Here is a 24,708-nt window from a genome sequence, read left to right as displayed (position 1 = left end):
TAAAAAGCCCTCTAGTAGTTAAACTGCTAGAGGGCTTTCTTTTTATACTGTCGGTATGTGTTAATCTATTTTCAAAATACCAAGCTTAGTTTCTGATCGGTTTGAGCCGTAAATGATAGTTTCATTCTCACTTAATGGGTATACGACACCTGGGCGTACTACAATTTGTCTTTTCTCAAAATCTTCTGGGTCAATACGTGTCATTTCGCCAGTTGTACCGTCAAGTTCGAAGGCAACGGGAATCATCTTATTTATATTTCTTACCTTTTTTACATCATCCATTTTTGTAATGCCTATGTTCTTTGGGTCATCATTTACAATTACAGTTAATTTATTGTCTTTGTAAAATGGCATAGAGCTTAAGTACTCAGGGCCATCTCCCATAGAAGCAACTGGAAACATTACTCCTGCAGATATCGAAAAAGATCCATTTGACGCACCACCTACAAGCCCTACAGATATAACACTTATTGCTGCTTTTTGTTCTTTAGGGATAACATTACTCCAGGCTAGTGTACCATCTGCATTAAGGGCAGTTACAATAATTTCGTTTGTGTCGTATATAACTGGAGTAGCACTTATACCTACTCCTGCTATGCCTATTCCAGAAGATCTCCCTATGGTTTTAAAGAAATACTCAGAAAGTACAATTACTCCTCCATTTTCTCTTTCAATTAAATCTGTGTTTCTGTAAAATGGTTTGAGGTTCTTACCTTTTTTTGCTCTTCTTTCTCCTATGAGTTTAGATTTAGTTTCTACCGTGAAGTCATTAAAAACTTTCTTGTCTATAGCGTTATTTGTTGTGTTTACCGCAATATCAAAAATTCCTTCTATCTTATATTCTGATCTTCCGCTCTTCCTTAGCTTTGAGTAAAATCCTACTAGTTGTATCTTATTTTCTGTATAAATAAGATCACAGTTTACTACTCGCTTTCCATTAAGAGGGATTTTAGTTTCAATTAATTCGTAGTTTTTATTTCTGTAGTAAGTCTGTAGTGTGATGTTGTTTTTTGTGGTTTTGGCTTTTCGATCTCTGTAGCTCTCCGTGTATACTATAAAAGCATCACCATTTTCGTTTACTCCAAAATCTGCAAAATCAAAAAATAAATCTTTTCTATCTTCAAAGCTTACGGTGTTTACATCCTCCTTTACAATACTCATATTTGCGTCTACTAAAGAGAACTCATACCTAAGAAGTTCTTTCTTGTCGTTTATGTAAACGTGAGTTACCATATAGTTAATCTCATCATATGACATTTCAAATAAGAAAACACCTTTCTTAGATCTGCTGTCTACTTGTGAAGACAAGATAACTCTAGGCGCACCAAGCTCTAGACCGTCAAGTATTTCTAAAGCAGCAAAATTATATGTTTTATCTTTTTTGCTATAGTACGTAGCCATCACGTAGGCTTTGTCTTGTATTACAACAACATCCTCTACATAAGCTTTGTTGTCTCTAATTTTTTCAAGTTTTAAAAGTTTACTTGCTACATTTTTTTTGCTGTCGGTGTCAAAAGTCTGTAGGTAAAACTTTTTTCCCTTTTTTGATAAGGTGTGGATTAAGCCATTTTTTACTCCAGCAATATTTACAATGTTTCCTTCAGTTTCAGAAATATCTTCTCCGAAATCCAGTTGCACACTACCTACACTTAGCTGGGCCATTAAGCTAGTGGTAACTAATAAGAATAAAAGGTTAAATGCTTTTTTCATTTAATATAAGTTTGATTGATTAAGCGACGAAAATAACATAATTAACGAGATAATTCCTACATCGCTCAATTATTTAAGGACTTTACCACATTTGTTTATGGAGTATTAAAAAAGAGGTTATTTTTACACCTCACAATACACTATGACAGGAACAGTTTATAAATCTACAGGGAGTTGGTATACCGTAAAGGCAGAAGACGGCAGGTGGTTTGAATGTAGAATAAAAGGGAAGTTCCGTATTAAAGGAATCAAGAGTACAAACCCTGTTGCGGTGGGTGACGTGGTAGATTTTGACCTAGATACAAAAAGTGATGTAGAGACAGGTGTGATTACTAACATACACCCTCGCGAAAATTATATTGTACGTAAGTCTGTAAATCTTTCTAAACAAACCCACATCATCGCGAGTAATGTAGATACCGTTTTCTTACTGGTGACTCTTAACAATCCACCCACGTTTACAGCATTTATAGATCGTTTTCTAGTTACTGCAGAGGCATATCACATTAAAGCAGTATTGCTTTTTAATAAAATAGATACTTATAACGAAGAAGAAATACTTGAGATACGATACCTAGCAGCTATCTATCGTGAGATAGGGTATGAGTGTGTAGGTATATCTGCCATTACCGGTAAAAATGTAGATACTGTAAAGGAAATGATGGAAGGTAAGACCTGTATGTTTACCGGACACTCTGGTGTAGGTAAGTCTACGCTGGTAAACGCCATAGAGCCTACACTAGACCTCAAGACAAAACAAATAAGTGTACAGCACAGCCAGGGGCAACACACCACCACCTTTGCAGAGATGTTTGACCTAGGTTTTGATGCGCGCATTATTGATACACCAGGTATAAAAGGCTTTGGGATAGTAGATATGGAGCGCGAAGAAATAGGAGATTATTTTCCTGAGTTTTTTGCTCTTAAGAGTGAGTGTAAGTTTAATAATTGCTTACACCTAGAAGAGCCAAAATGTGCCGTAAAAGCTGCGCTTGACAATGATGAAATCCCGTGGTCTCGCTATAAGAGTTATACCCAAATGCTTGCCGGTGATGATGACCAACATTACAGAAAAGATATTTATCCAGAAGAATAATGAAAGCAGTCATACAGCGAGTTACACAGGCTTCGGTTACTATAAATGGTGTTGTAAAGTCAGAAATAAAAAGCGGCCTTCTTGTGCTCTTAGGTGTTACTCACGATGATACACAAGAGGACATCGAGTGGCTTTCTAATAAAATTATAGGCTTACGTATTTTTGGCGATGAGCAAGGTGCAATGAATCTTTCTGTGGGTGATATAGATGGTGATATTTTAGTGATAAGTCAGTTCACATTATTTGCCAGTACAAAAAAAGGAAATCGTCCTTCTTTCTTACAAGCAGCACGCCCAGAACACGCAATACCTATGTATGAGGAGTTTGTGAGTACGCTTTCGCGAAAGCGTAATAAACCCACTTATACAGGAGAGTTTGGTGCAGATATGAAAGTGCAACTGATCAATGACGGGCCAGTTACCATAGTAATAGATACAAAAAATAGGGTATAGAGACTTGTGCGGTAGGTGTCTTTTTTATACTTTGCTGACACATCAATCAAATCAAAATGCGCATACCTACTTTCCTCCTATGTATGTGGGCACTATTTGCCTACTCTCAAGATAATTTATATACTTCTAAAAATATTCCTGAAGACCTTTTAAAATCTGCAAACAGTGTCTTGCGTTTTGAAAAACATACCATAGATATACCCAATTCATCTACCATAAAAACAGCTCACAAACGCGTGGTGACTGTTTTAAATAAACGTGGTAATAGAGATGTAGAGGCATATATGTATTATGATGATGTTACTCGCATAAAAAATGCTTCTGTTGTAATATATGATGATAGCGGTAAGGAGGTTAAAAAGTATAAACAACGCGACTTTAAGGATGTAAGCGCTGCAGACGGTATAAGTCTCTATATAGATACACGCTTGTTATATCTCGATTTTACGCCTACCAGCTATCCTTATACTGTCGTGGTAGAAAGCGAGATTGTCTCAAAAAATACAGCTTCTATTCCATCTTTTTATAAAAACGAGGGGTATTACTCAAGCACAGAAGAAAAGATTTTTGAAATTAACTATGCAGATGAGGTTAATTTAAAGCACAAAATGTACGGGGATTATGAAGGTATAGAAGTAGAAGAATCTCAAAATACGCTACGGCTTGTCGTTAACAATTCTCCAGCGCTTGTTCCAGAAGATTATAGTCCTGGGTTTAGAAATATAGTGGGTAGGGTGGCTATTGCTCTTAATGATTTTCACTTAGAAGGGCTAGATGGAGACGCTCGTGACTGGGGTACTTTTGGACAGTGGATGAATGAGAATTTGCTTCAAGGTGCGCAAGACTTACCGGAAGAAACAATTACACAGGCAAAGGAACTTGTAAAAGACATTAAAGATCCTATAGCTAAGGCCAAGATTATATATGATTTTGTACAAAACAAAACACGATACATAAGTGTGCAAGTAGGTATAGGTGGCTGGAAACCTATGCTAGCATCACAAGTAGATAAACTGGGTTATGGTGATTGTAAGGCCCTTACAAATTACACAAAATCTTTACTTGAAGCGGTGGGGGTGCCATCCTATTACACTATTCTTTATGGGAGCCGTGACAAGCGTGATATAGAAGATGACTTTACGGCTATACAGGGTAATCACGCAATTTTATCTGTACCCACAGGTGATGATTATGTGTGGTTAGAATGTACAGATCAAGAAGTTCCATTTGGTTTTATAGCTGGTTTTACAGATGATCGAGATGTACTTGTCGTAAAGCCAGATGGAGGTGAGATTGTTCATACCAAAAAGTATACGGCTCAAGATAACTATCAGACAATGAATGGTTCTTTTACTATAGATGCTAGCGGTAATGCTCAAGGAGGGGTAAGTATTAAATCTGGAGGTTTACAATATGCAGGTAAATACAGGCTCGTCGCAGAAAACCAAGACGATAAAAAGAAGTATTATTATAAGTTTTGGAATTATCTGAATAATGTATCCTTAACAAGCATTGACCTTCTAAATAATCGTGATGAAGCTATAACTACCGAAAACATAGAACTTGAGGTAGAAAATTATGCTTCATTTGCTGGTGATGAAATGCTTGTTCCTCTCAATTTATTTAATAGATATACAGCGCTTCCGGATCGTGTTAAGAATAGAATGTTTGAAGTAGAAATATCAAGAGGGTTTAAAGATGAAGAAACTATTGAGATTAATCTTCCCGATGATTTTATGATTGTAAGTATTCCCGAAGGAAAGCAGGTTGATTCCCCGTTTGGGTCATATACCTACAGTATAACCCAAGCAGAGAACTCAAAGATTATCTATAAGAGGTCGTTTCTATTTAACGAAGGGACTTACAGTAAAGAAAATTATTCAAAACTTAGAAGCTTTATAAGAAGTGTTATAAGAAATGATCAACAAAAAATCGTCATCAAAAAACAATAATTCATATGAAAAAATCACTACTCATCACTATTTTAATGTTTCTTGCTATAGTTGCTACTGCTCAAGATTATGACTTTGGAAAAGTATCTAAAGAAGAGATTTTGCAAAAGGAACACCCCAATTACCCAGATGCAAATGCAAGTATTTTATATAGAAATACTGATACGAAATTTGGTTATAGTCAAGACGAAGGTTTTTATGTCAAGACAGAGGTACAAGAGCGTATAAAGATTTACAATCAAGATGGATATGACGAGGCTACAATAATGCTGAGCCAGTATATAGGAGAAAGAGAAGAAGAGCAAGTTACAGGTATAAAAGCATATACTTATAACTTAGAAGGTGATAAGATTGTTGAAAGTAAATTACAGTCGCGTGATATTTTTAAAGAAGAGAAATCGAAATATAGGAAAGTTACTAAGTTTACAATGCCAGATATAAGTGACGGTTCTGTAATTGAATATAAGTATACTTTTAAATCACCTTTTTATTCAAATATAGACGAGTTTAGATTTCAAGAAGAAATACCAGTAGATCGAGTAGATATGAGGTTTTTGGCGCCGGAGTACTTAATCTATCGTACACACGGTAAAGGAGTAATACCCCTCAATCTAACTACAGATAAAAGGAATCGTACCTTGAGATTTAGATATACAAGCACAAAACTTGCTGAAGTTGCAACATCTAGATCTTCAAATGAGGAGGTAGAGTTTATTGAGAATGGATATATAGTAAACTTAAGTAACGTTCCTCCTATAAAGAATGAGCCGTATTCTGGAAATCTCAATAATTATATGTCTGCATTAAAGTTTGAACTGGCTATGACAAAATTTCCTAATAGCGAGATAAGATCTTATGCGACGTCTTGGGAAGATGTAGCTAGCAAAATTTATCAGTCTACAGGATTTGGAAAGGAATTAGATCGCCAGAGTTATTATAAAAAAGATATTGATAAGCTTATAAGCAGTGCATCGAGCCCGACTGAGAAGATGTTCCTTATCTATGATTATGTAAAAAGTAAGATGACTTGGAATGACTACTACGGTGTTTATGTAGATGCTGGTGTAAAAAAAGCCTATAAAGATGGTGTAGGTAATGTGGCCGACATTAACCTAATGCTCTCTTCTATGCTTAGATACGCTGGTGTAAGGTGTAGTCCGGTATTGTTAAGCACAAAAAATAATGGTATTCCTGTTTTTCCAACACGTACTGGTTTTAACTACGTAGTGGCAGGAGCTATTGTAAACGATAATTTGTATTTGCTAGACGGTGCCGATAAATCCGGAACTCCAAATGTTTTAAAACCAGAACTTCTAAACTGGATGGGTAGAATGGTTAAGGCAGATGGATCTTCAAGATTAATAGATTTATTTCCGTCTAGACCCGCTACGCATATAGGAATGCTTACTCTAGAAGTTACAGATGATATGATAATTTCTGGGAATGCCAAAAATAGATTTTCTGGTCACTATGCAAGATCAGAGCGTAACAAGTTTGCTGCACTTACTAGTGACGAGCAGTTAGAAAAATTAGACAGTTATTATGAGAGTATAGATGCAATAGACGTTTCTTTTAAAGACTTAAAAGTAGGTTCCAAACCACTCACGCTTGAATACAATTTTGAAGCAGAAGAGATGATAGATGAAGCTGGAGATAAGCTTTATATAAATCCACTAGCTCATTTAGGAACAACAAGAAATTACCTTACCGCAGAGGAACGTAGCCATCCCGTAGATTATGTGTATCCTTGGTCAGATAAGTACACGGTTTCTATTAAAATTCCAGAAGGATACCAAGTAGAGTCTGTGCCTGATGATCTGGCAATAAATCTTGTGGATAATATGGGGTCTTATCGTTTTGGTGTAACCGTGTCTGGAGATAAGGTAAATGTAGGGCTACAAAACACGATGAGTACGGCTCTTGTTAACTCTAACTACTATAAAGACTTGCAAGCCTATTTAAAAATGATAGTTGCAAAGGAGAGTGAAAAAATTGTGTTTAAGAAGATATAATATGAAATACACTCTAACTGTAATAGTGCTCATATGTTTTTTTCATACTAATGCACAAGAATTTAAGTCTGGTAAGATAGATCAAGATTGGTTTGAAAAAACTCTCACAGAAGAGCAACTTGAAGCACCAGCGGTCTTTCTTGAAAAATATAGAGATACAAATTTTGAATATCGAGATAACCTAGATGGATGGACGCTTTTTACAACAATTCATAATGTAATAAAGATAAACAATACCGAAGGTTTGGAATATGGTACCCATAAAGTTGTATTACAACATCAGGGAAGGCAAGAAGAAAAAATAGATAGAATTGAGGCCTATTCCTATTCAAACTCGAGCGCCGGAGTAGAGCGTACTAAAATGTCTCGTAGCGAGGTTATAGACAATAAGCTCAATAAATGGTTAGACGAAAAAGTAATAGTAATCCCAAATGTTAAGGTTGGGGATATTATTGAGTATTCATATCGTGTAGAATCTACCTATTGGCATATTAAAGATTTAAATCTTCAAGAAGACATCCCTGTTTTGCACGCTTATGCGAAAATTGCTATTCCACAATTCTTTGATTATAATGTTTATGTAAAAGGAGATATTGAGATTGTTCCAAAATTATCAGTGGGCGGAAGAACCGAAAACTTCTCTACAGAAGATAAAAACCCTTTTGGAGGAAGAACTCAGCGTACAGATTTTGCAAACATAAGATTTAAAGAAAATATTAGTGAGTTTGAATTTTCAAATGTCTCTCCTATCAAAGAAGAAGAGTTTACAAATAATATTGAAAACTTTAGAAGTGCAGTACTATGGGAACTAGGAGCTGTAGAAATGAGTAAAGGTAATAAAGTAAATAGAGCCAAAACTTGGGATCAGGTTGCAGACTATTACTATGAGCAGTTGGAACTAAGCGATAATCTAGAGAGTACTAACTTTTTAGATGAAAGTGCTCAAGCTCTTAAATCTAAGCACAGTAATCAAGTAGAGCTTATAGAAGCTGTTTATAGATTTATACAAAACAAAATGACTTGGGATGAGAAGGAGTATAACTATGACACTCCTGACCTGAGAAAAGCTTTTAAGGATGGTAGCGGTTCATCTTATGAAATAAATGTGCTTCTTGTTGCTCTACTCAAGAAAGTAGGACTTAATAGTTCTCCAGTTATGGCAAGTACAAAAAGTAATGGAGTGCCTCTCTATCCTACTGTAAACGGGTTTAATTATGTACTCGCCGCAGTTGTAAAAGATAATGAGTGGTTAATTATGGATGCCACAGAAAAAAATGCTATACCAGGTCTATTACCAGAGCGAATTATGAACTGGGAAGGGCGGCTTGTAAAACAAAACGGAACATCTAAAGGAATTCCACTATTTGCTAAGAAATTTTCCTCTCAAAAAACGATGGTGATAGCTTCTGTAAATACAGAGGGTATAGCAACCGGTAAATTGAGAGCTAGTTATTCTAATAATCTGGCATTGAGTTTTGTAAATATATACAAGCCTGCTGCTGCGAGTACTAGAGAAAAAATTCTAGCAAAAGAGTTTGAACCGGACCTCATAACAAATCCACAATTTAAATTTGGAACCTTACCTAAGTCCAGTACCGTGTCGTTTGCTTTTGAAGATGATACCAGTGAGATAATAGGGGATAAATTGTACATTTTGCCACAGCTATTTTTGAGTGCTACTGAAAATCCTTTTACTCTAGAAAAGCGTTCTTATGCCATTGACTTTAGTTACCCTAAACAACTTGAAAATGTAGTAACCTTAAACTTGCCTGTCGGGTATACTATAGCCTCTTTGCCAGAAGCTATAGAAATTAATTTACCTGGTAATATGGGAGTTTATAGATTTAAATGTAGTAGCGCAACGGGTAGAAGTGTTCAGGTAGTAAGATCTTTATCTATTAATACGACTCTAATTGATGCAGAGATGTATAATGAAATAAAGAAATTCTTTGCCCAAATTGTAAATAAAGAAAAAGAAACTATAGTCTTAATAAAAGGGTAGACACCATATTGAAGTTTTTGGTTCTTTCTTGCTATGTGATAGGATTTGAAAAAACTACAACCCTAAGAAAGGTAGACTAACCTCAAAATCTTATATACATTATAATGATTAACCAATTATCAAATCATATTTTATTTACTGCTAGAGTCTTAATTATTTTAGGTTTCTCCTTCCAGACTTATGGACAAATGGACCTTTTTGAAGAGGTCACAGAAGAGATGTTAAGCCTCACTAAAGATGAGTTATTTCCAGAAGCTGTAGCAATTATTTTAGAGAGAAATGTAGAGGTTGAGGTAGGTGGTTACGTAATAGTAAAAGAGCGAGTTAAGATTTTTAATAAAGAGGGCTATGATTATGCGACGGTAGATTTTCCTCACCAAAATATTGAAAAAATATCTGGACAAACTTACAATCTCGTAGATGGAAAGATTGCTATAACTCAACTCAGTAAAAGAATTTCTTTAGCAGGAAATGATAAGGGTGAAAAAATCAAAAAGTTAGAATCATTTACAATGCCTCAAATACGAGAGGGTTCCATTTTTGAATATGTTTATAAAGCCACAAGAGGAACTTTTAATGATATACCCTTACAGTTTTCTATTCCCGTAAAGAAAATAAATATATCTATCCGTAATGCGTCAAGATATCATTATGATATACTTCAGAACCCTAGAGCTTTATTAGATCTTACTATCACAAAGAGTAATGAAACCACGTATTTGTCTAAAACAAATATAGCTCCTTTAAAAAATGAGAAATATGTTTTTGACATCAATCAGTATAGATCTAAGTTAGAAATAAGTACTACTGGTGCTGTATACAACAAGAAGTATAATACGTTTGATAAATATGTTGAGAGTCTCGTAAGCCGAACAAGTTTTATAAATGGGTACAAGCCTGTAAAAACTTATAAGGATGACGTGGCTCAAGTCATTAAAGGTGTGACAGATAAGGAGAAGCAGGTAGAATTATTATATAATTTTATTAAATCCCATAAAAAATGGAACGGCTATTACGGTATATGGCCTGATAATGAATCTGCTAGATTTGCCTACAAAAATCCAGAAGGTGATGGGGCAGACATCAATATGCTTTTGATTTCCGTCTTAAAAAGTATAGGTTTTACTGCTGCTCCAGTCCTAGTGTCTTCTAAGCGTAATGGTTTGCCTATAACTCCAAGTTCAGATGTTTTTAACTACGTGCTTGCAGGTGTGTATCTTGACGGTAATCTTAAATTGCTAGACGCTGCAAGTAATAAAGCAAATTATAATATGCTGCCTAAACCAATGGTAAATTGGCGCGGTATCCTTATTAAAGAAGATAAGAGTTATGAATGGGTAGATCTTAAATTTCAAAGCGTTTCAAAATCAAGTACACTGGTTACGGCACAAATTGACGAAGACTTGGTTCTTACAGGTAATGTAAAGTATAGACTTAATGGTCATTATGCGTCAGATAGTCAAGAGACGCTAAAAGATGTCTCAACCGAAAAGTTTTTAAAGTTTACAAATATTGATGATGGTAATTACGAGATAGAAAATCTTACAAGGAAGAGTGTTGATACTATTGCTCATCAAAGTGTTTGGGACTATGAGTTTACAAATGAGTTTGATATTGAGGAAGTAGGAGATAAAATTTATCTGTCACCTTTACTTATGTATGGTAAGCAAACTAATCCATTTAAAAATGAAGAACGCTTATACCCTATTGATTTTGGTTATCCTAAAGTAAGTTCGCATATGATTAACATTAGTATTCCAGATGGTTATAAAGTGCAAACTATTCCAGAGATGATGAGAATCGCAATGCCAGAAAATATAGGAAGCTACTTATATAGCATAAACGTAGTAGATAATGTCATTCAAGTAGTTTCTAGGTTTACAATTAAAGAAAGTGTTGTACCTATCGATTTTTATGACGAATTGCGTAAATTTTTCAGCCTAAGAGCAGAAAAGGAAAAAGAAACCATAGTTTTGGTAAAAAAATAAATTATGAATATCTCAAACGCTCAGCAGGCTGTAGACGACTGGATAAAGACTCACGGTGTGCGATACTTTAATGAACTCACTAATATGGCTCAACTCACCGAAGAAGTAGGAGAAGTAGCCAGAATTATTGCACGCCGTTATGGAGAGCAAAGTGAGAAAGAAAGTGATAAAGGTAAAGACCTAGGTGAGGAGCTTGCAGATGTAATGTTTGTGGTACTATGCCTAGCAAACCAGACAGGTGTAGATTTACAAGAAGCATTTGATAAGAAGCTGGACATAAAAACAAAACGTGATCACGACCGTCATCACAACAATGAAAAATTAAAGTAAGCTATGCTTTTAAAAGTTCACCATACAGCATCGCATTGTAACGGCGATATACAGATTACAGGTTCCAAAAGTGAGACTAACAGGCTACTTATCTTACAAGCACTCTTTGATGGTATTACATTAAAAAATGTATCAAATAGCGATGATGCCCAAGTTATGCAAAAGGCACTATCATCTAGTGATGAGGTGGTAGACATACATCACGCCGGTACTGCTATGCGTTTTCTTACGGCCTATTTTTCTATTCAAGAAGGGAGAGATACACTCCTTACCGGTAGTGCTCGTATGCAAGAACGCCCTATGGCAATACTGGTAGAAGCGCTTCAAGAGCTGGGAGCTCAAATCACATTTACTCACAATGAAGGGTACCCACCATTACAAATAAAAGGGACAACATTACAGCGCGATGAGGTAACACTCAAGGCAAATGTGAGCAGCCAGTATATCTCTGCACTTATGATGATGGGAGCAAAGCTAGATAACGGCCTTACCATACATCTTGATGGCAAGATTACCTCGGTTCCTTACATAAATATGACGCTTGCGTTATTACATCAGCTTGATATAGAGGCTACCTTTGAGGGGCAAAAAATAGTGATAAAACCGGGTAGAACTTCAGCGGTAGCTAGAGAGATAACGGTCGAGTCAGACTGGAGTAGTGCGTCGTATTTTTATAGTATTGTTGCGCTTTCGCGAAAGCGTAATTTTAACACCCCACACACCATTACCATAGCTAGTTATAAAGAGAGTAGCCTGCAAGGAGATGCTGCTCTTAGAGAAATATACAAGCAGCTGGGCGTGGTTTCTAGCTTTGCTGGAGATAAGCTCACACTCTCGCTTAATCAAGATTTTGAGTTGCCAGAAACGATAACCTTAGATCTTGCAAACTCACCAGACATTGCACAAACTATAGCGGTAAGCTGTTTGGGTCTAGGCGTAGGGTGTCACCTCACGGGCTTGCACACACTTAAAATAAAGGAAACAGATAGGCTAGAGGCACTGCGAGAGGAGATTACAAAGCTGGGAGGTAGTATTATGGTTACAGATCAAGATCTTACGCTATTACCTCAAAAAGCTGCTGTAAATGAAAATATTACCATAGCTACATATCACGATCACCGTATGGCAATGGCCTTTGCACCACTTGCTTTACAAGTACCATTACTTATAGAAGATGCTGGTGTTGTGTCAAAATCATATCCAGATTTTTGGACAGATCTAGAAGTTTTAGGCTTTGGTCAAGAGATAATTGGCTAAAGACTTGACAACCCCTATCTCGAGATTGTATATTTGCCGTCTTGCGAGCTAGCGCTATATAGGTGCTATAGCTTGACTTAAAAAACAAAAACCAGAACCCTTTATGAAGTTATCACACTTTAACTTTGACTTACCAGATGAATTACTAGCAGAGCACCCTGCCGAAAACAGGGACGAGTCTAGATTAATGGTCCTTAATCGCAAGGAGCAAACCATCGAGCATAAGATGTTTAAAGATCTTATAGATTATTTTGAGCCAGAAGATGTTATGGTACTTAATAATACAAAGGTTTTTCCGGCACGTTTATACGGTAATAAAGAGAAGACAGGAGCTCGTATCGAGGTATTTTTACTTAGAGAGTTAAACTCTGAGACACGACTGTGGGATGTACTTGTAGATCCAGCACGTAAAATACGTATAGGTAATAAGTTATACTTTGGTGATGATGAGAGTCTAGTAGCAGAGGTAATAGATAACACAACATCACGTGGCCGTACGTTACGTTTCTTATATGATGGGTCTTATGAAGAGTTTAGAAAAAAACTTACTTCACTAGGAGAAACACCATTGCCAAAATACATAAACCGTGAGGTAGAGCCAGAAGATGAGGAGCGCTACCAGACTATCTATGCAAAAGAAGAAGGAGCTGTAGCAGCACCTACAGCAGGACTTCACTTCTCAAAGCACCTATTAAAGCGTTTAGAAATTAAAGGTATTGACTTTGCTGAGGTAACTTTACACGTAGGTCTTGGTACATTTAGCGCGGTAGAGGTAGAAGACCTCTCAAAGCACAAAATGGATAGTGAGGAAGCATACATACGTAAGCCAGCCACAGAGATTATAAATAAAGCTATTTCAGAAAAGCGTCGTGTGTGTGCCGTAGGTACTACCGCAATGCGCGTGATGGAAAGTGCTGTATCTAGTAGCGGTACACTTAACGAGTTTAGTGGTTGGACTAATAAATTTATATTCCCACCATATGACTTTAGTATTGCAAACTGTATGATTACAAACTTTCACACGCCTAAGTCTACATTGCTTATGATGGTGTCTGCCTTTGCAGGTCACGATTTTATGAAGCGCGCTTATGATGAGGCAGTAAAAGAAAAATACAAATTCTACTCTTATGGAGATGCAATGTTAATTATCTAATTCATTGCTATAATGTACAAAAGCCCAGACTGTAAAGTTTGGGCTTTTTTGTTTGTAGCGCTATCTTAAGGTGTACTTGTATAAGTAGTATCCCGCTTTACATTGCAATCCCTCGTGCCGGCTACGCCAGGCAACTGCGGGATTTACATTACAATCGGGGCTAGTAGGTATAGTCGGTTTGTATCTTTTAGTGTGATTAATATGTATCATTAAGCTGCTCTACAATAGCGGCTATTTTTTTATTCTTTGAAGTTCGATTTAAAACCTTTGGAGGAGCTTGTCTCACTTCACAATCTGTAATGGCACAACGTTCACAAGTAACCCCTACGTTACGAGTAGGAATATTTGGGTCATTGAGAAATTTTATTTTGCGCTCAAGTTGTTTATTTATGAGTAGCCCTATACTTATGCTTCTAAACTTGTTCTCTTTAAAAGGATCTTTTGTTGCAGTAGAGAGCACTAGATACTGTACGCCCTCATTCTCATAGTTAGATATTTGTAAGTCAAACTTACTATTCTCATTACTCTTAGATAAATCTTTGAGCACTTGTAAAGACACCCATCTCCTGCAGTAATGTTCATCACTCTCATTTGCTCGTGGCGCGTGCTGGTGCGCTAGGTGCAACTCCTTTGTGAGGTGAAATTTTGTGTCATTAAGCTTGTGTGTAAACCGCAAGAAAAACAAGTTTTTGATATTAAACTCCTTAGGTAGAATATTAGTAAGCCTTTGATAAAAAGACTCTGGTGATGCGTTAAACTCATTTGTGATGTGCTCAAAAGAATCTTTATGAAAAATAGGTTCCTTAAAAATATCTTTAATTTTTGCCGTAAGGTTTTTGCTAGGTATGATTAATGCTCCTGCAAAGTAAGAGGCATAAAAATTATTAAGTACCTGGTCAAAAGTTTCAAATAGTATCCACGGGAAGGTATATAGCCTTTCTTTGATTTCTAGATAGTTATAAGCTATTTCCTTTGCATAAATAAAGGTGCGCTGTGACTCGTCTATATCATTTGCAACTAGTAGTGTGTGCGATTTAGGTATAAAAACAGATCGTAAGTTATCTAAATCTTTGTGCTTATCGAGTTCATCATTTTTTATGGAGTAGTTGTATTCTTCTATGAGGATTTCTTCTAGCTCGTTTGATGAGATACTTTGCCCTATGTTTATTTGATACGATTTTACAAAGTCGAGTACCTTTTGCTCTATGTTATCAAAGTAGTTGTTATTTGCTTCTTGATATGAACGCACAGATGCAAGAAAAAAGCTTTCCCTCCCAAAGTTGTAGTGCTGTGCAATTTCTATGATTGTGCTTATAAAGGCGTTGACTTTTGCCGGCGCATTAGATACAATATCTATGAGATCACTTTCTTTTATACCAAAAAGCTCTAGAGGAATCTCTTTAAGAATCTTTGATTTTAAGATTTCACCTATTGGAGCAAGGTTTTTATCCAGCTTTAAAGACACCATTTGATCGTACGGAATGTCTAATTTTTCCGAAAGCGTAAATATTTTATCAGGTTTTGGATATTTTTTTCCGTGTTCAATTTCATTTAAATATGACTTTGATAGGCCGGTTAATTTTGATAATCCAAAAAGTGATAGATTCTTGTCAGTCCTTATCTGTCGGAGCTTAAGCCCAAAAATTAGTTTGATATCTTCTTCATCCATATACACAAATATAAGTCTTTTTGCGAATACTTAATTTTAGTGAAAATATATTTTTAGCGAACGTTCGCTTTTTTAATTAAAGTATTTTTTTTAACATTGTGGTGTAGAATTTAAAACAGTAATAGATGGCACCAGAAATAAACCAGTATGCAATAAGTTTTAACCGTAATGTTAAAAGCTATTACTCAGAGATATTAACAGATGAGGCTTTAGACTTTATTAAAGCCCTTCACGAACGGTTTAATTCCAGACGGTTAGAATTACTACAAGCAAGAGAGCAACAGCAGCTATTGTTTGATCAAGGTCAGAAACCTTTATTTCCAACGGAGACAAAAGATATTAGAGAGGGTGAGTGGGTTGCAGGAGAGATTCCTCACGACTTGCAAGATAGAAGAGTGGAGATTACGGGGCCTACAGATCGTAAAATGGTTATAAATGCGCTCAACTCTGGAGCAAGAACTTTTATGGCAGATCTAGAAGATAGTACCGCACCTAGCTGGCAGAATGTGATGGAAGGTCAGATTAATCTTCGTGATGCTGTAAATAAAACAATAACCTATCATCACCCTACTAAAGATAAAAAATATACACTTAACGATGAGGTTGCCACCTTACTAGTAAGACCTAGAGGATGGCATCTCAATGAGAAGCATTTACTTATAGATAATGTAGAAGTATCGGGTTCACTGGTAGATTTTGGATTATACTTTTTTACAAACGTTTCCCAACTTTTAAAAAATAACACAGCGCCTTATTTCTATCTGGCAAAGTTGGAGCACTATCTAGAGGCAAGACTCTGGAATGATGTATTTGAGTTTGCACAAGAGTACCTGCAGTTGCCTTTAGGTACTATAAAATGTACAGTACTTATAGAAACTATTACAGCAAGTCACCAGCTAGATGAAATTATTTATGAATTAAAAGACCACATCGTAGGTCTTAACTGTGGGCGTTGGGATTATATATTTTCATACATCAAGAAGTTTAGAAATGATCCAGACTTCTTAGTGCCTAATCGTGACCAGGTAGGGATGACCGCACCATTTATGGATGCCTATTCAAAACTTGTTATACAACGCTGTCACAAAAGGAAAATCTTAGCCATAGGCGGTATGGCAGCACAAGTGCCTATAAAAAATAACCCTCAGGCAAATAAGGCAGCTTTAGAAAAAGTAAGAAAGGACAAAGAGCGTGAGGTAAAAAATGGACACGATGGTACCTGGGTAGCACATCCAGCACTAGTGCAAGTTGCGATAGATGAGTTTAATGCATATATGCCAGCACCTAACCAGGTGGAAGTCACTAGAGATGATGTAACCGTCACGGCAAATGATCTTATAGCTATTCCAGAAGGTACGGTTACAGAGGACGGTGTTCGTAAAAATATCAACGTAGGTATTCTGTATCTCAATGCCTGGCTCAGTGGCCAGGGAGCAGTGGCACTCTATCACCTTATGGAAGATGCTGCTACAGCCGAAATCTCAAGAACTCAAATCTGGCACTGGCTTAAAAATAAAGCCGTCTTAGAGGATGGAAATGTGCTTACTAAAGATCTGTACACAATGCTTTTTGATGAAGAGGTGGAAAAAATAATAACAGAGGTGGGGGCAGATAAGATAGAGGCAACCCAATTTGAAAATGCTTTTAATCTCTTTAATGACCTCGTCTTATCAGAAGATTTTGAAGAATTTTTAACCACACCAGCTTACACATATTTATAAACACAATCTATATAGAATAGCCTTACAGGCTTTTAAATAAAATAATCTCTTAATACTTAATACTATGTCAAATTATAATTCAGCCCTTGAAGTTATTCGTACACTTAAAGCAAAACACGGAAACTCGTGGAGTTCTATAAGCCCAGAAAACACGGCTCGTATGTCGGTGCAAAATAGATTTAAAACCGGTCTTGATATCGCCAGATACACCGCAGCTATTATGCGTAAGGATATGGAAGAATATGATGCAAACCCTATGAATTATACGCAATCACTAGGTTGCTGGCACGGGTTTGTAGCGCAACAAAAAATGATCGCTGTAAAGAAGCATCACGGCACTACAAATAAAAAATACTTATATCTTTCTGGATGGATGGTTGCCGCTTTACGTTCGGAACTAGGGCCATTACCAGATCAATCTATGCACGAAAAAACTGCTGTGCCTAAGTTAATAGAAGAGATTTACACTTTTTTACGCCAGGCAGATGCTGTAGAGCTCAACGATCTATTTCGTCGTCTAGATGCTGGTGAAGATGTGCAGGATCAAATAGATAATTATGAGACGCACGTTGTGCCTATCATTGCAGATATTGATGCAGGTTTTGGTAATGAAGAGGCAACATACCTTCTTGCCAAAAAAATGATAGAGGCAGGTGCTTGTGCTCTTCAAATAGAAAATCAAGTGTCTGACGCTAAGCAGTGTGGGCACCAAGATGGAAAGGTAACCGTACCGCACGAAGATTTTATTGCAAAAATTAATGCACTACGCTATGCCTTTTTAGAACTAGGAGTAGAGCAAGGTGTTATTGTAGCAAGAACAGACTCTGAGGGGGCTGGTCTTACTCAAAAGCTACCGGTAAGTCAGGAGCCAGGAGATCTTGCATCACAATATCTTGCTTTTGTAGAGGCAGAAGAGATAGATGTTGCTACTGCAAAAGAAGATGATGTACTATTAAAACGTGATGGTAAAATTGTACGTCCAGTAAGACTACCTAACGGATTGTATAAATTCAAAAACGGAACAAATATAGATCGTGTTGTATTAGATTGTATTACGAGTTTACAAAATGGAGCAGATCTTTTATGGATAGAAACCCCTACACCTAATGTAAAGCAAATCGCTCATATGGTTAATAGAGTGAGAGCGGTAATGCCTAGTGCAAAGCTGGTATACAACAACTCACCGTCATTTAACTGGACACTCAATTTCCGTAATCAAGCTTATGACGAGATGCTAGAAGAAGGCGAGAATATGACAGCTTATGACCGTAATAATCTTATGGATGTAGAGTATGATAATACAGAGTTGTCACACCGTGCAGATGAGAAGATTAAAACCTTCCAGATGGATGGTGCTAGAGAGGCAGGCATCTTCCACCACCTTATTACATTGCCTACATATCACACCACTGCGCTGCATATGAATAATCTTACCGAAGGCTATTTTGGAGATCAAGGTATGCTAGCCTACGTAAAAGATGTGCAGAGAGAAGAAATACGCAAAGGTGTTTCTTGTGTAAAACACCAGAGAATGGCTGGTTCAGATCTGGGAGATGATCACAAAACATTTTATGCAGGAGATAGAGCTCTCAAGGCTGGTGGAGCAAATAATACCAGTAACCAGTTTACTGTAAAAGAACCCGTAACAAAGCAAAAGGCTGTGCTCGCAGAGTAAGTAAACCTCAATTTGTTGTAAGAAGGCGATGCTTGCTCACATCGTCTTTTTGAAATTAAAGAAATTTCAGTCCAGATATAGTCTTTGGTAGGAAGTATTGGTTTACACTATCTGGCTGGAATTTCTTATTTGTATAATGGCTGTGTGGGGTGTTATTACGCTTTCGCGAAAGCGTATATCTAAAAAGTTGTATCATTATAATGAGCATCTTTATGTGATGATTTACTCACTTCAGAAAAGAGCCTTAACATATTATTGAAAATTATGAAAAGCAGAAAATTACTTATGATACCTGGACCAATAGAGTTTGAACCAGATGTATTGCAAGCAATGGCTGTGCCTACCACAAGTCACGTTGCGCCAAATTTTATCGACGTTTTTGGAAACGCTCTGGATATGATGAAGGAGGTTTGGAAATCAACTAGTGGTCAGCCCTTTATAGTTGCCGGAAGCGGAACGCTAGCTATGGATATGGCGGCGTCTAACCTTATTGAGAAAGGAGATAGTGCGCTTGTCATTTCTACCGGATATTTTGGAGCGCGGTTTAAAGATATTCTAGAAACTTATGGCGCAGAAGCTACGGTTCTTAGTGCGCCTATAGGTGAAGTAGTGCCTTTAGATATTATAGAGGAAACGCTCAAAGAAGGCTCCTATAAATTACTCACGTTTACACACGTAGATACATCTACAGGAGTTATGGTAGCGCCAGAGGCTATATGTAAGCTTGCGCAAAAGTATGGAGTACTCACTATACTTGACGGGGTATGCTCTGTAGCAGGGGAAGAAATTTTACAAGAAAAGTGGGGAGTAGATGTGGTATTAACTGGATCTCAAAAAGCCATAGGCGTACCGCCGGGGCTTGCACTGCTTGTTGCTTCTCAAAAAGCGCTAGACGTCTGGAAAAATAGAAAAACACCCGTAGGTAACTATTATGCTTCTTGGAATAACTGGCTACCTATAATGATTGCTTATCAAGAAGAGAGACCATCTTATTTTGGCACGCCGCCTGTAAATCTTATTTTGGCCTTAGAGAAAAGTTTAGGTATTATTTGTGATGAGGGAATAGGCGCAAGAGTGCAAAGACATAAAAGGCTTGCTCGAGCCTTTAGAGCTGCAATAACCTCTCTTAATTTATCTATTTTACCTACAGAAGATGTAATCGCTGCTCATACACTAACAGCTGTTTATTATCCAGAAAATATAGATGGAGCATTACTGCGTGCTCATATGGTAGCAGATGATGTTATCGTAGCGGGAGGATTGCTTTCTGAAGTTAAGACAACTTATTTTAGAGTAGGGCATATGGGGTCTGTATCATCTAATGATTTGCTAGCTGTGCTGGGAGCGCTAGAGCGTGCACTACAATCTCAGAAGTATCCTTTTGAAATGGGAGTAAGTCTTAGAACATTTCAAGATAGTCTCATCTAGTATTGATTATCATATTTAAAACAATTAAGCCCTCATAATAGAGGGTTTTATTGTTTTATGATGGGTGTGGTATGGTGACCTGGTTGTATCTATAAGATCTAGTGCGGGAAACAACAAACAACTCCGTACCTTTGCATCGTGAAAACAGAAAAGAAAGACATACGTAAATTAACCAAAGAAGATCTTAGAGCTTTTTTTGTAGACCAAGGTGATAAAGCCTTTAGAGGTAATCAGGTTTATGAGTGGTTATGGCAAAAGGGCGCACACGACTTTGTAGATATGACTAACATTTCAAAGGAGACACGCATCTTGCTAGATGAGCATTTTGTGATTAACCATATACGTGTTGACCAGATGCAACGTAGTAGTGATGGTACTATAAAGAACGCTGTAAAGCTGCACGATGGTCTTACGGTTGAGTCTGTTTTAATACCTACTAAGAGTAGGACAACCGCCTGTGTGTCTTCACAAGTAGGTTGTAGTCTTAATTGCAAATTTTGTGCGACAGCTAGATTAAAGAGAATGCGTAATCTCAACCCAGATGAGATCGTAGATCAAGTAGTTGTGATAGATAGACAAAGTAAGTTATATCACGATAGACCCCTGTCTAACATTGTTTTTATGGGGATGGGAGAGCCATTAATGAATTATAATAATGTGATTAAGGCTATAGATAAGATCACAGATCCAGAAGGACTAGGTATGTCACCTAAGAGAATTACAGTCTCTACCTCTGGTGTGCCTAAGATTATTAAAAAAATGGCAGATGAAGAGGTGAAGTTTAATCTTGCTGTATCGCTGCACTCTGCACTAGATGATGTACGTACAGAGATTATGCCCTTTAATGAGCAAATGCCACTCGCAGATCTCAAAGAAGCACTTATTTACTGGTATGAAAAAACTGGAAAGCGCATTACGTATGAGTATGTAGTTTGGGATGGCATAAATGATAGACAGATAGATATAGATGCTTTATTAGATTTTTGTAAAGCAGTGCCTAGTAAAGTAAATATCATAGAGTATAACCCTATAGATGATGGTCAGTTTCAACAAGCAAACCCTCAAGCTATAGACCGTTATGTAGATGTGCTTGAAGCAAATGGTGTCACAGTAACCGTGAGAAGATCACGAGGTAAAGATATAGATGCCGCTTGCGGACAACTGGCAAATAAGCAATAAAAAAGCGACTCAATTGAGTCGCTTTTTTTATGTCTAAGTAATAAACTTATTTGTTTACAATTTTTATTGAAGTAGATGCAGTAGCGCTACTTATTTGAGCAACATATACTCCAGTAGGTAAATCATTGAGATCTACTGTATCTGTATTTCCGCTAAGTGAAGATGTTCTTACATCTTGCCCTAAGAGATTGAAAATTTTTGCATTTACTAATTCTTCTTGCGAACTTATTGTAAGTATTTTAGATGCTACAGAAATGTTTAAGCCTTGAGCTAGTAGCTCTTCTGTAGAAAGCGTTGCGTCTACAGTAAGACGATCAATACCTATATAGTTTGAGTTGTTTCCTGCTGGTCCACCATCTGTAACCCAGTATCTAAATGCAACTTTAGTAATCACCCCGCCGTCTGGAAGACCGGACATTGTTACAACTTGTTGTTCCCAATCTTCTGGGTATCCTCCCACTGCAAGAGATGGATTTATTTCTAATAGTACGTCGGTATAAGAACCATTACTTGAAGAAGTTGGTTCAGTTCCGCTTCCATCAGGATCTAAACGCACTTCTAATCTGTCTGGGAAAGCACTAGCTGCACCAGTTCTAGTATAAAATGTTAATTCATCACCATTGCTTAAATTTAGCTCTGGCGTTATAAAGTAAACATCAATAACTGATCCACCTGTAGCGTTAAAATTCATACCTAAATAAGATGTGCTGGCACCATCAAATGCTTCAAAAACAGCATCGTTACCTTGAAATATATCTGTATTAGGAGTATCACTTACATTTAAAACAGTATAGTCAGTTAAGGTCGTAATATCATCAAAACCCTCATCAATCAAGGTGTTTTGAGCATTCATTGTAAATACTGCAAGAAAAAAAGCAGCAATAAGAGTAATTTGTTTCATATTTTTTTAATTAGGATTATTAATACGAGGCTTAAGTTACAGAAATTATAGGCTCTTAATGAAAATTTAACACTATCTATACAATAAGTTTATAAATACAATCCTATTTGTAAGTGGTATCTTTACTATAATGAAAGTAGTAGCTCAAATTAAAGAACCCATAGCCTATGAAATGGAGCTTTTTGAAGAAAAGTTTGCCCTTTCTATGCGCTCTAAAGTCGCGCTTCTTAATCGTATAACACATTATATTGTAAATCGTAAGGGCAAGCAAATGCGACCTATGTTTGTATTCCTTACTGCAAAAATGATGAATAGCGGTGAGGTAAACGACCGTACATATCGAGGCGCCTCTGTTATAGAATTAATACATACGGCAAGTCTCGTACACGATGATGTAGTAGACGATAGTAATATGCGTCGCAGTTTCTTTTCACTCAATGCTTTATGGAAAAATAAGATTGCTGTATTAGTAGGTGATTTTTTATTTTCAAAAGGACTACTTCTTTCTATAGATAATGGTGATACAGATTTATTACAAATTATCTCTGTCGCTGTACGCGAAATTTCTGAAGGAGAACTACTCCAGATTGAAAAAGCAAGAAAACTAGATATCACCGAAGAGTTGTACTACGAGATTATTAGACAAAAAACCGCGACACTCATTGCAGCTTGTTGTGCAATGGGAGCTCAAGCCGTTCACGCAAAAGGTAAAGAGGTAAAGCGTATGCATAAGTTTGGTGAACTTATAGGGATGGCTTTTCAAATTAAAGATGATCTTTTTGATTACGGTTCTGAAAAAATAGGAAAACCTACAGGTATTGATATCAAGGAACAAAAGATGACCTTACCGCTTATATATGTACTCAATACAGTTTCAAAAAAAGAGAAGGACTGGCTTATTAATAGTATAAAAAATAAGAATACAGATAAGAAGCGTGTAAAAGAAGTGATTGCCTTTGTAAAAGATAATGGCGGCCTCGATTATGCGATATTAAAAATGAAGGCATTACAGCAAGAGGCACTCGAGATACTTATGACCTATCCTCAATCTGTATACCGTGACTCGCTAGAGCTTATGGTAAATTATGTGATAGATAGAAAGAAGTAAATTTTTTAATAACTCCTTGCTTGCATAATACATAAACGATAAAAGCGGCTCAATGAGCCGCTTTTATCGTTTATGTAGATATAAAAATTAAGCCCTTACTGGTCTATTTAGTATAAGATCTAAGTAAAGATTAATTTTGTTTTTAAGCTCCTGTCTAGGTGTTATAAAATCTAAGAAACCGTGCTCTTGTACAAACTCTGCGGTCTGGAAACCTTCTGGTAATTCTTTACCTGTAGTGTCGCGTACCACACGAGGTCCAGCAAAACCTATAAGTGCTCCTGGCTCTGAGATGTTAATGTCTCCTAGCATTGCAAATGAGGCAGTTGTTCCTCCAGTGGTAGGGTCTGTACATAATGATATGTAAGGTATACCAGCATCTGCTAGTTGAGCAAGTTTAGAACTTGTTTTTGCTAGTTGCATAAGTGATAGTGCGGCTTCCATCATACGAGCACCACCAGATTTTGAGATGATCATAAAAGGAATATTATTTTTGAGAGAGTAGTCTGCAGCACGTGCAATCTTTTCTCCTACAACGCTACCCATAGATCCACCTATGAAGCTAAAATCCATACAAGCTATCACTAGGTCTGAGCCTTTAGATTTACCTACAGCAGTACGCACGGCATCTTTAAGTCCAGTCTTTTCTTGAGCGGCAACTAGCCTATCTGCATACGCCTTTTTGTCTTCAAATTTGAGAGGATCTTTTGAGGTGAGTTTTGCGTCTAGCTCTTTGTATTTATTATCATCAAATAGAATTTCAAAATACTCATTACTCCCTATGCGTACGTGGTACCCATCTTCTGGTGAGATATAGAAGTTTTTTTCTAGCTCTTCTGTGTCTACTATTTTACCAGTAGGTGATTTATACCAGAGTCCTTTAGGAGTATCCTTTTTATCCTCTGTTGCAGTGTGTATTCCTTTTTCTTTACGTTTGAACCAAGCCATATAAGGTGTTTGAATTTGGTTAAGGGTATTATTAGTTCTTCTTAGCAAAGGTGACATTGTATGGTATCAACCTTTCGCGTAAGCGGTCAAAATTTCAAAATAATAGGCTGTAAAAATACGTAAAAGGGAT

Annotated in this window: 19 protein-coding genes; 14 read left to right on the top strand and 5 right to left on the bottom strand. The window is 36.8% G+C overall.

Annotation, left to right across the window (positions count from 1 at the left end; translation table 11 throughout):
- Window positions 1–60 precede the first annotated feature (60 nt).
- Window positions 61–1,710 (bottom strand): hypothetical protein, encoded by a 1,650-nt coding sequence (locus MED134_RS05600; protein WP_021778341.1) that lies wholly within the window; start codon window positions 1,708–1,710, stop codon window positions 61–63.
- A gap of 142 nt (window positions 1,711–1,852) precedes the next feature.
- On the opposite strand from MED134_RS05600, the gene rsgA reads away from it, so the two are divergent.
- From rsgA to queA, 9 genes are all read left to right on the top strand, one after another.
- Entirely contained in the window at window positions 1,853–2,806 is a 954-nt protein-coding gene (gene rsgA, locus MED134_RS05595; RefSeq protein ID WP_021778342.1) for a ribosome small subunit-dependent GTPase A, read from the top strand.
- Window positions 2,806–3,258, top strand: coding sequence for a D-aminoacyl-tRNA deacylase (gene dtd, locus MED134_RS05590; RefSeq protein ID WP_021778343.1), 453 nt, complete (start codon window positions 2,806–2,808; stop codon window positions 3,256–3,258). Before rsgA ends, dtd begins: the two co-directional genes overlap by 1 nt.
- Before the next feature lie 56 nt (window positions 3,259–3,314).
- On the top strand, window positions 3,315–5,210 hold the full coding sequence (locus MED134_RS05585; RefSeq protein ID WP_038597246.1) for a DUF3857 domain-containing protein: 1,896 nt from the start codon (window positions 3,315–3,317) through the stop codon (window positions 5,208–5,210).
- A 5-nt stretch (window positions 5,211–5,215) separates the two neighbouring features.
- Window positions 5,216–7,222 carry a DUF3857 domain-containing protein gene (locus MED134_RS05580; RefSeq protein ID WP_021778345.1) on the top strand — a complete coding sequence of 669 codons (2,007 nt, stop codon included), beginning with the start codon at window positions 5,216–5,218 and terminating at the stop codon, window positions 7,220–7,222.
- 1 nt (window position 7,223) lies between these two features.
- Window positions 7,224–9,224, top strand: a complete 2,001-nt coding sequence (locus MED134_RS05575) for a DUF3857 domain-containing protein (RefSeq protein WP_021778346.1) — start codon at window positions 7,224–7,226, stop codon at window positions 9,222–9,224.
- A 104-nt stretch (window positions 9,225–9,328) separates the two neighbouring features.
- The gene (locus tag MED134_RS05570) at window positions 9,329–11,212 is read left to right on the top strand and encodes a hypothetical protein (protein WP_021778347.1); all 1,884 of its coding nucleotides are present in this window, start codon (window positions 9,329–9,331) and stop codon (window positions 11,210–11,212) included.
- A 3-nt stretch (window positions 11,213–11,215) separates the two neighbouring features.
- Entirely contained in the window at window positions 11,216–11,542 is a 327-nt protein-coding gene (locus MED134_RS05565; RefSeq protein ID WP_021778348.1) for a nucleotide pyrophosphohydrolase, read from the top strand.
- 3 nt (window positions 11,543–11,545) lie between these two features.
- Window positions 11,546–12,799, top strand: coding sequence for a 3-phosphoshikimate 1-carboxyvinyltransferase (locus tag MED134_RS05560; RefSeq protein ID WP_038597240.1), 1,254 nt, complete (start codon window positions 11,546–11,548; stop codon window positions 12,797–12,799).
- Between the two features lie 103 nt (window positions 12,800–12,902).
- Complete coding sequence (queA, locus tag MED134_RS05555; RefSeq protein ID WP_021778349.1) at window positions 12,903–13,952, top strand: tRNA preQ1(34) S-adenosylmethionine ribosyltransferase-isomerase QueA; 1,050 nt, start codon at window positions 12,903–12,905, stop codon at window positions 13,950–13,952.
- 196 nt (window positions 13,953–14,148) lie between these two features.
- Here queA and MED134_RS05550 read toward each other — a convergent pair whose 3' ends face one another.
- A complete protein-coding gene (locus tag MED134_RS05550) occupies window positions 14,149–15,621 on the bottom strand; it encodes a helix-turn-helix domain-containing protein (protein ID WP_021778350.1) in 1,473 nt (490 codons plus the stop codon).
- A 125-nt stretch (window positions 15,622–15,746) separates the two neighbouring features.
- On the opposite strand from MED134_RS05550, the gene aceB reads away from it, so the two are divergent.
- Together aceB and MED134_RS05540 are read left to right on the top strand one after the other, a co-directional pair.
- A complete protein-coding gene (gene aceB, locus MED134_RS05545) occupies window positions 15,747–17,342 on the top strand; it encodes a malate synthase A (RefSeq protein ID WP_038597237.1) in 1,596 nt (531 codons plus the stop codon).
- Window positions 17,343–17,406: 64 nt separating this feature from the next.
- On the top strand, window positions 17,407–19,017 hold the full coding sequence (locus tag MED134_RS05540) for an isocitrate lyase (protein WP_021778352.1): 1,611 nt from the start codon (window positions 17,407–17,409) through the stop codon (window positions 19,015–19,017).
- 55 nt (window positions 19,018–19,072) lie between these two features.
- On the opposite strand, the gene MED134_RS15250 is transcribed toward MED134_RS05540, so the two are convergent.
- Complete coding sequence (locus MED134_RS15250; RefSeq protein ID WP_158407701.1) at window positions 19,073–19,225, bottom strand: hypothetical protein; 153 nt, start codon at window positions 19,223–19,225, stop codon at window positions 19,073–19,075.
- Window positions 19,226–19,281: 56 nt separating this feature from the next.
- On the opposite strand from MED134_RS15250, the gene MED134_RS05535 reads away from it, so the two are divergent.
- Together MED134_RS05535 and rlmN are read left to right on the top strand one after the other, a co-directional pair.
- Window positions 19,282–20,445 carry a pyridoxal-phosphate-dependent aminotransferase family protein gene (locus MED134_RS05535; protein ID WP_021778353.1) on the top strand — a complete coding sequence of 388 codons (1,164 nt, stop codon included), beginning with the start codon at window positions 19,282–19,284 and terminating at the stop codon, window positions 20,443–20,445.
- Window positions 20,446–20,583: 138 nt separating this feature from the next.
- Window positions 20,584–21,624, top strand: coding sequence for a 23S rRNA (adenine(2503)-C(2))-methyltransferase RlmN (gene rlmN / locus MED134_RS05530; RefSeq protein ID WP_021778354.1), 1,041 nt, complete (start codon window positions 20,584–20,586; stop codon window positions 21,622–21,624).
- Between the two features lie 46 nt (window positions 21,625–21,670).
- Here the strand turns inward: rlmN and MED134_RS05525 are convergent, their stop codons facing one another.
- Window positions 21,671–22,525 carry a T9SS-dependent choice-of-anchor J family protein gene (locus tag MED134_RS05525; protein ID WP_021778355.1) on the bottom strand — a complete coding sequence of 285 codons (855 nt, stop codon included), beginning with the start codon at window positions 22,523–22,525 and terminating at the stop codon, window positions 21,671–21,673.
- A gap of 130 nt (window positions 22,526–22,655) precedes the next feature.
- Here MED134_RS05525 and MED134_RS05520 point away from each other — a divergent pair, with 130 nt between their 5' ends.
- Window positions 22,656–23,633, top strand: coding sequence for a polyprenyl synthetase family protein (locus tag MED134_RS05520; protein ID WP_021778356.1), 978 nt, complete (start codon window positions 22,656–22,658; stop codon window positions 23,631–23,633).
- Between the two features lie 87 nt (window positions 23,634–23,720).
- Here MED134_RS05520 and accD read toward each other — a convergent pair whose 3' ends face one another.
- Window positions 23,721–24,578 (bottom strand): acetyl-CoA carboxylase, carboxyltransferase subunit beta, encoded by an 858-nt coding sequence (accD, locus tag MED134_RS05515; protein ID WP_035325293.1) that lies wholly within the window; start codon window positions 24,576–24,578, stop codon window positions 23,721–23,723.
- Between the last annotated feature and the right edge of the window lie 130 nt (window positions 24,579–24,708).

It is taken from the genome of Dokdonia sp. MED134, assembly GCF_000152925.2.
GTDB lineage: Bacteria > Bacteroidota > Bacteroidia > Flavobacteriales > Flavobacteriaceae > Dokdonia.
This window is presented reverse-complemented; position numbering and strand designations above follow the sequence as displayed.

Excerpts from the sequence above, each read along its gene's own strand:
- accD (WP_035325293.1), bottom strand. The coding sequence starts at position 24,578 with ATGGCTTGGTTCAAACGTAAAGAAAAAGGAATACACACTGCAACAGAG.
- MED134_RS05550 (WP_021778350.1), bottom strand. The coding sequence starts at position 15,621 with ATGGATGAAGAAGATATCAAACTAATTTTTGGGCTTAAGCTCCGACAG.
- MED134_RS05565 (WP_021778348.1), top strand. The coding sequence starts at position 11,216 with ATGAATATCTCAAACGCTCAGCAGGCTGTAGACGACTGGATAAAGACT.
- MED134_RS05585 (WP_038597246.1), top strand. The coding sequence starts at position 3,315 with ATGCGCATACCTACTTTCCTCCTATGTATGTGGGCACTATTTGCCTAC.
- aceB (WP_038597237.1), top strand. The coding sequence starts at position 15,747 with ATGGCACCAGAAATAAACCAGTATGCAATAAGTTTTAACCGTAATGTT.
- dtd (WP_021778343.1), top strand. The coding sequence starts at position 2,806 with ATGAAAGCAGTCATACAGCGAGTTACACAGGCTTCGGTTACTATAAAT.
- rsgA (WP_021778342.1), top strand. The coding sequence starts at position 1,853 with ATGACAGGAACAGTTTATAAATCTACAGGGAGTTGGTATACCGTAAAG.
- MED134_RS05600 (WP_021778341.1), bottom strand. The coding sequence starts at position 1,710 with ATGAAAAAAGCATTTAACCTTTTATTCTTATTAGTTACCACTAGCTTA.
- MED134_RS15250 (WP_158407701.1), bottom strand. The coding sequence starts at position 19,225 with ATGCTCATTATAATGATACAACTTTTTAGATATACGCTTTCGCGAAAG.
- queA (WP_021778349.1), top strand. The coding sequence starts at position 12,903 with ATGAAGTTATCACACTTTAACTTTGACTTACCAGATGAATTACTAGCA.
- MED134_RS05575 (WP_021778346.1), top strand. The coding sequence starts at position 7,224 with ATGAAATACACTCTAACTGTAATAGTGCTCATATGTTTTTTTCATACT.
- MED134_RS05570 (WP_021778347.1), top strand. The coding sequence starts at position 9,329 with ATGATTAACCAATTATCAAATCATATTTTATTTACTGCTAGAGTCTTA.
- MED134_RS05525 (WP_021778355.1), bottom strand. The coding sequence starts at position 22,525 with ATGAAACAAATTACTCTTATTGCTGCTTTTTTTCTTGCAGTATTTACA.
- MED134_RS05560 (WP_038597240.1), top strand. The coding sequence starts at position 11,546 with ATGCTTTTAAAAGTTCACCATACAGCATCGCATTGTAACGGCGATATA.
- MED134_RS05535 (WP_021778353.1), top strand. The coding sequence starts at position 19,282 with ATGAAAAGCAGAAAATTACTTATGATACCTGGACCAATAGAGTTTGAA.
- MED134_RS05580 (WP_021778345.1), top strand. The coding sequence starts at position 5,216 with ATGAAAAAATCACTACTCATCACTATTTTAATGTTTCTTGCTATAGTT.
- MED134_RS05520 (WP_021778356.1), top strand. The coding sequence starts at position 22,656 with ATGAAAGTAGTAGCTCAAATTAAAGAACCCATAGCCTATGAAATGGAG.
- MED134_RS05540 (WP_021778352.1), top strand. The coding sequence starts at position 17,407 with ATGTCAAATTATAATTCAGCCCTTGAAGTTATTCGTACACTTAAAGCA.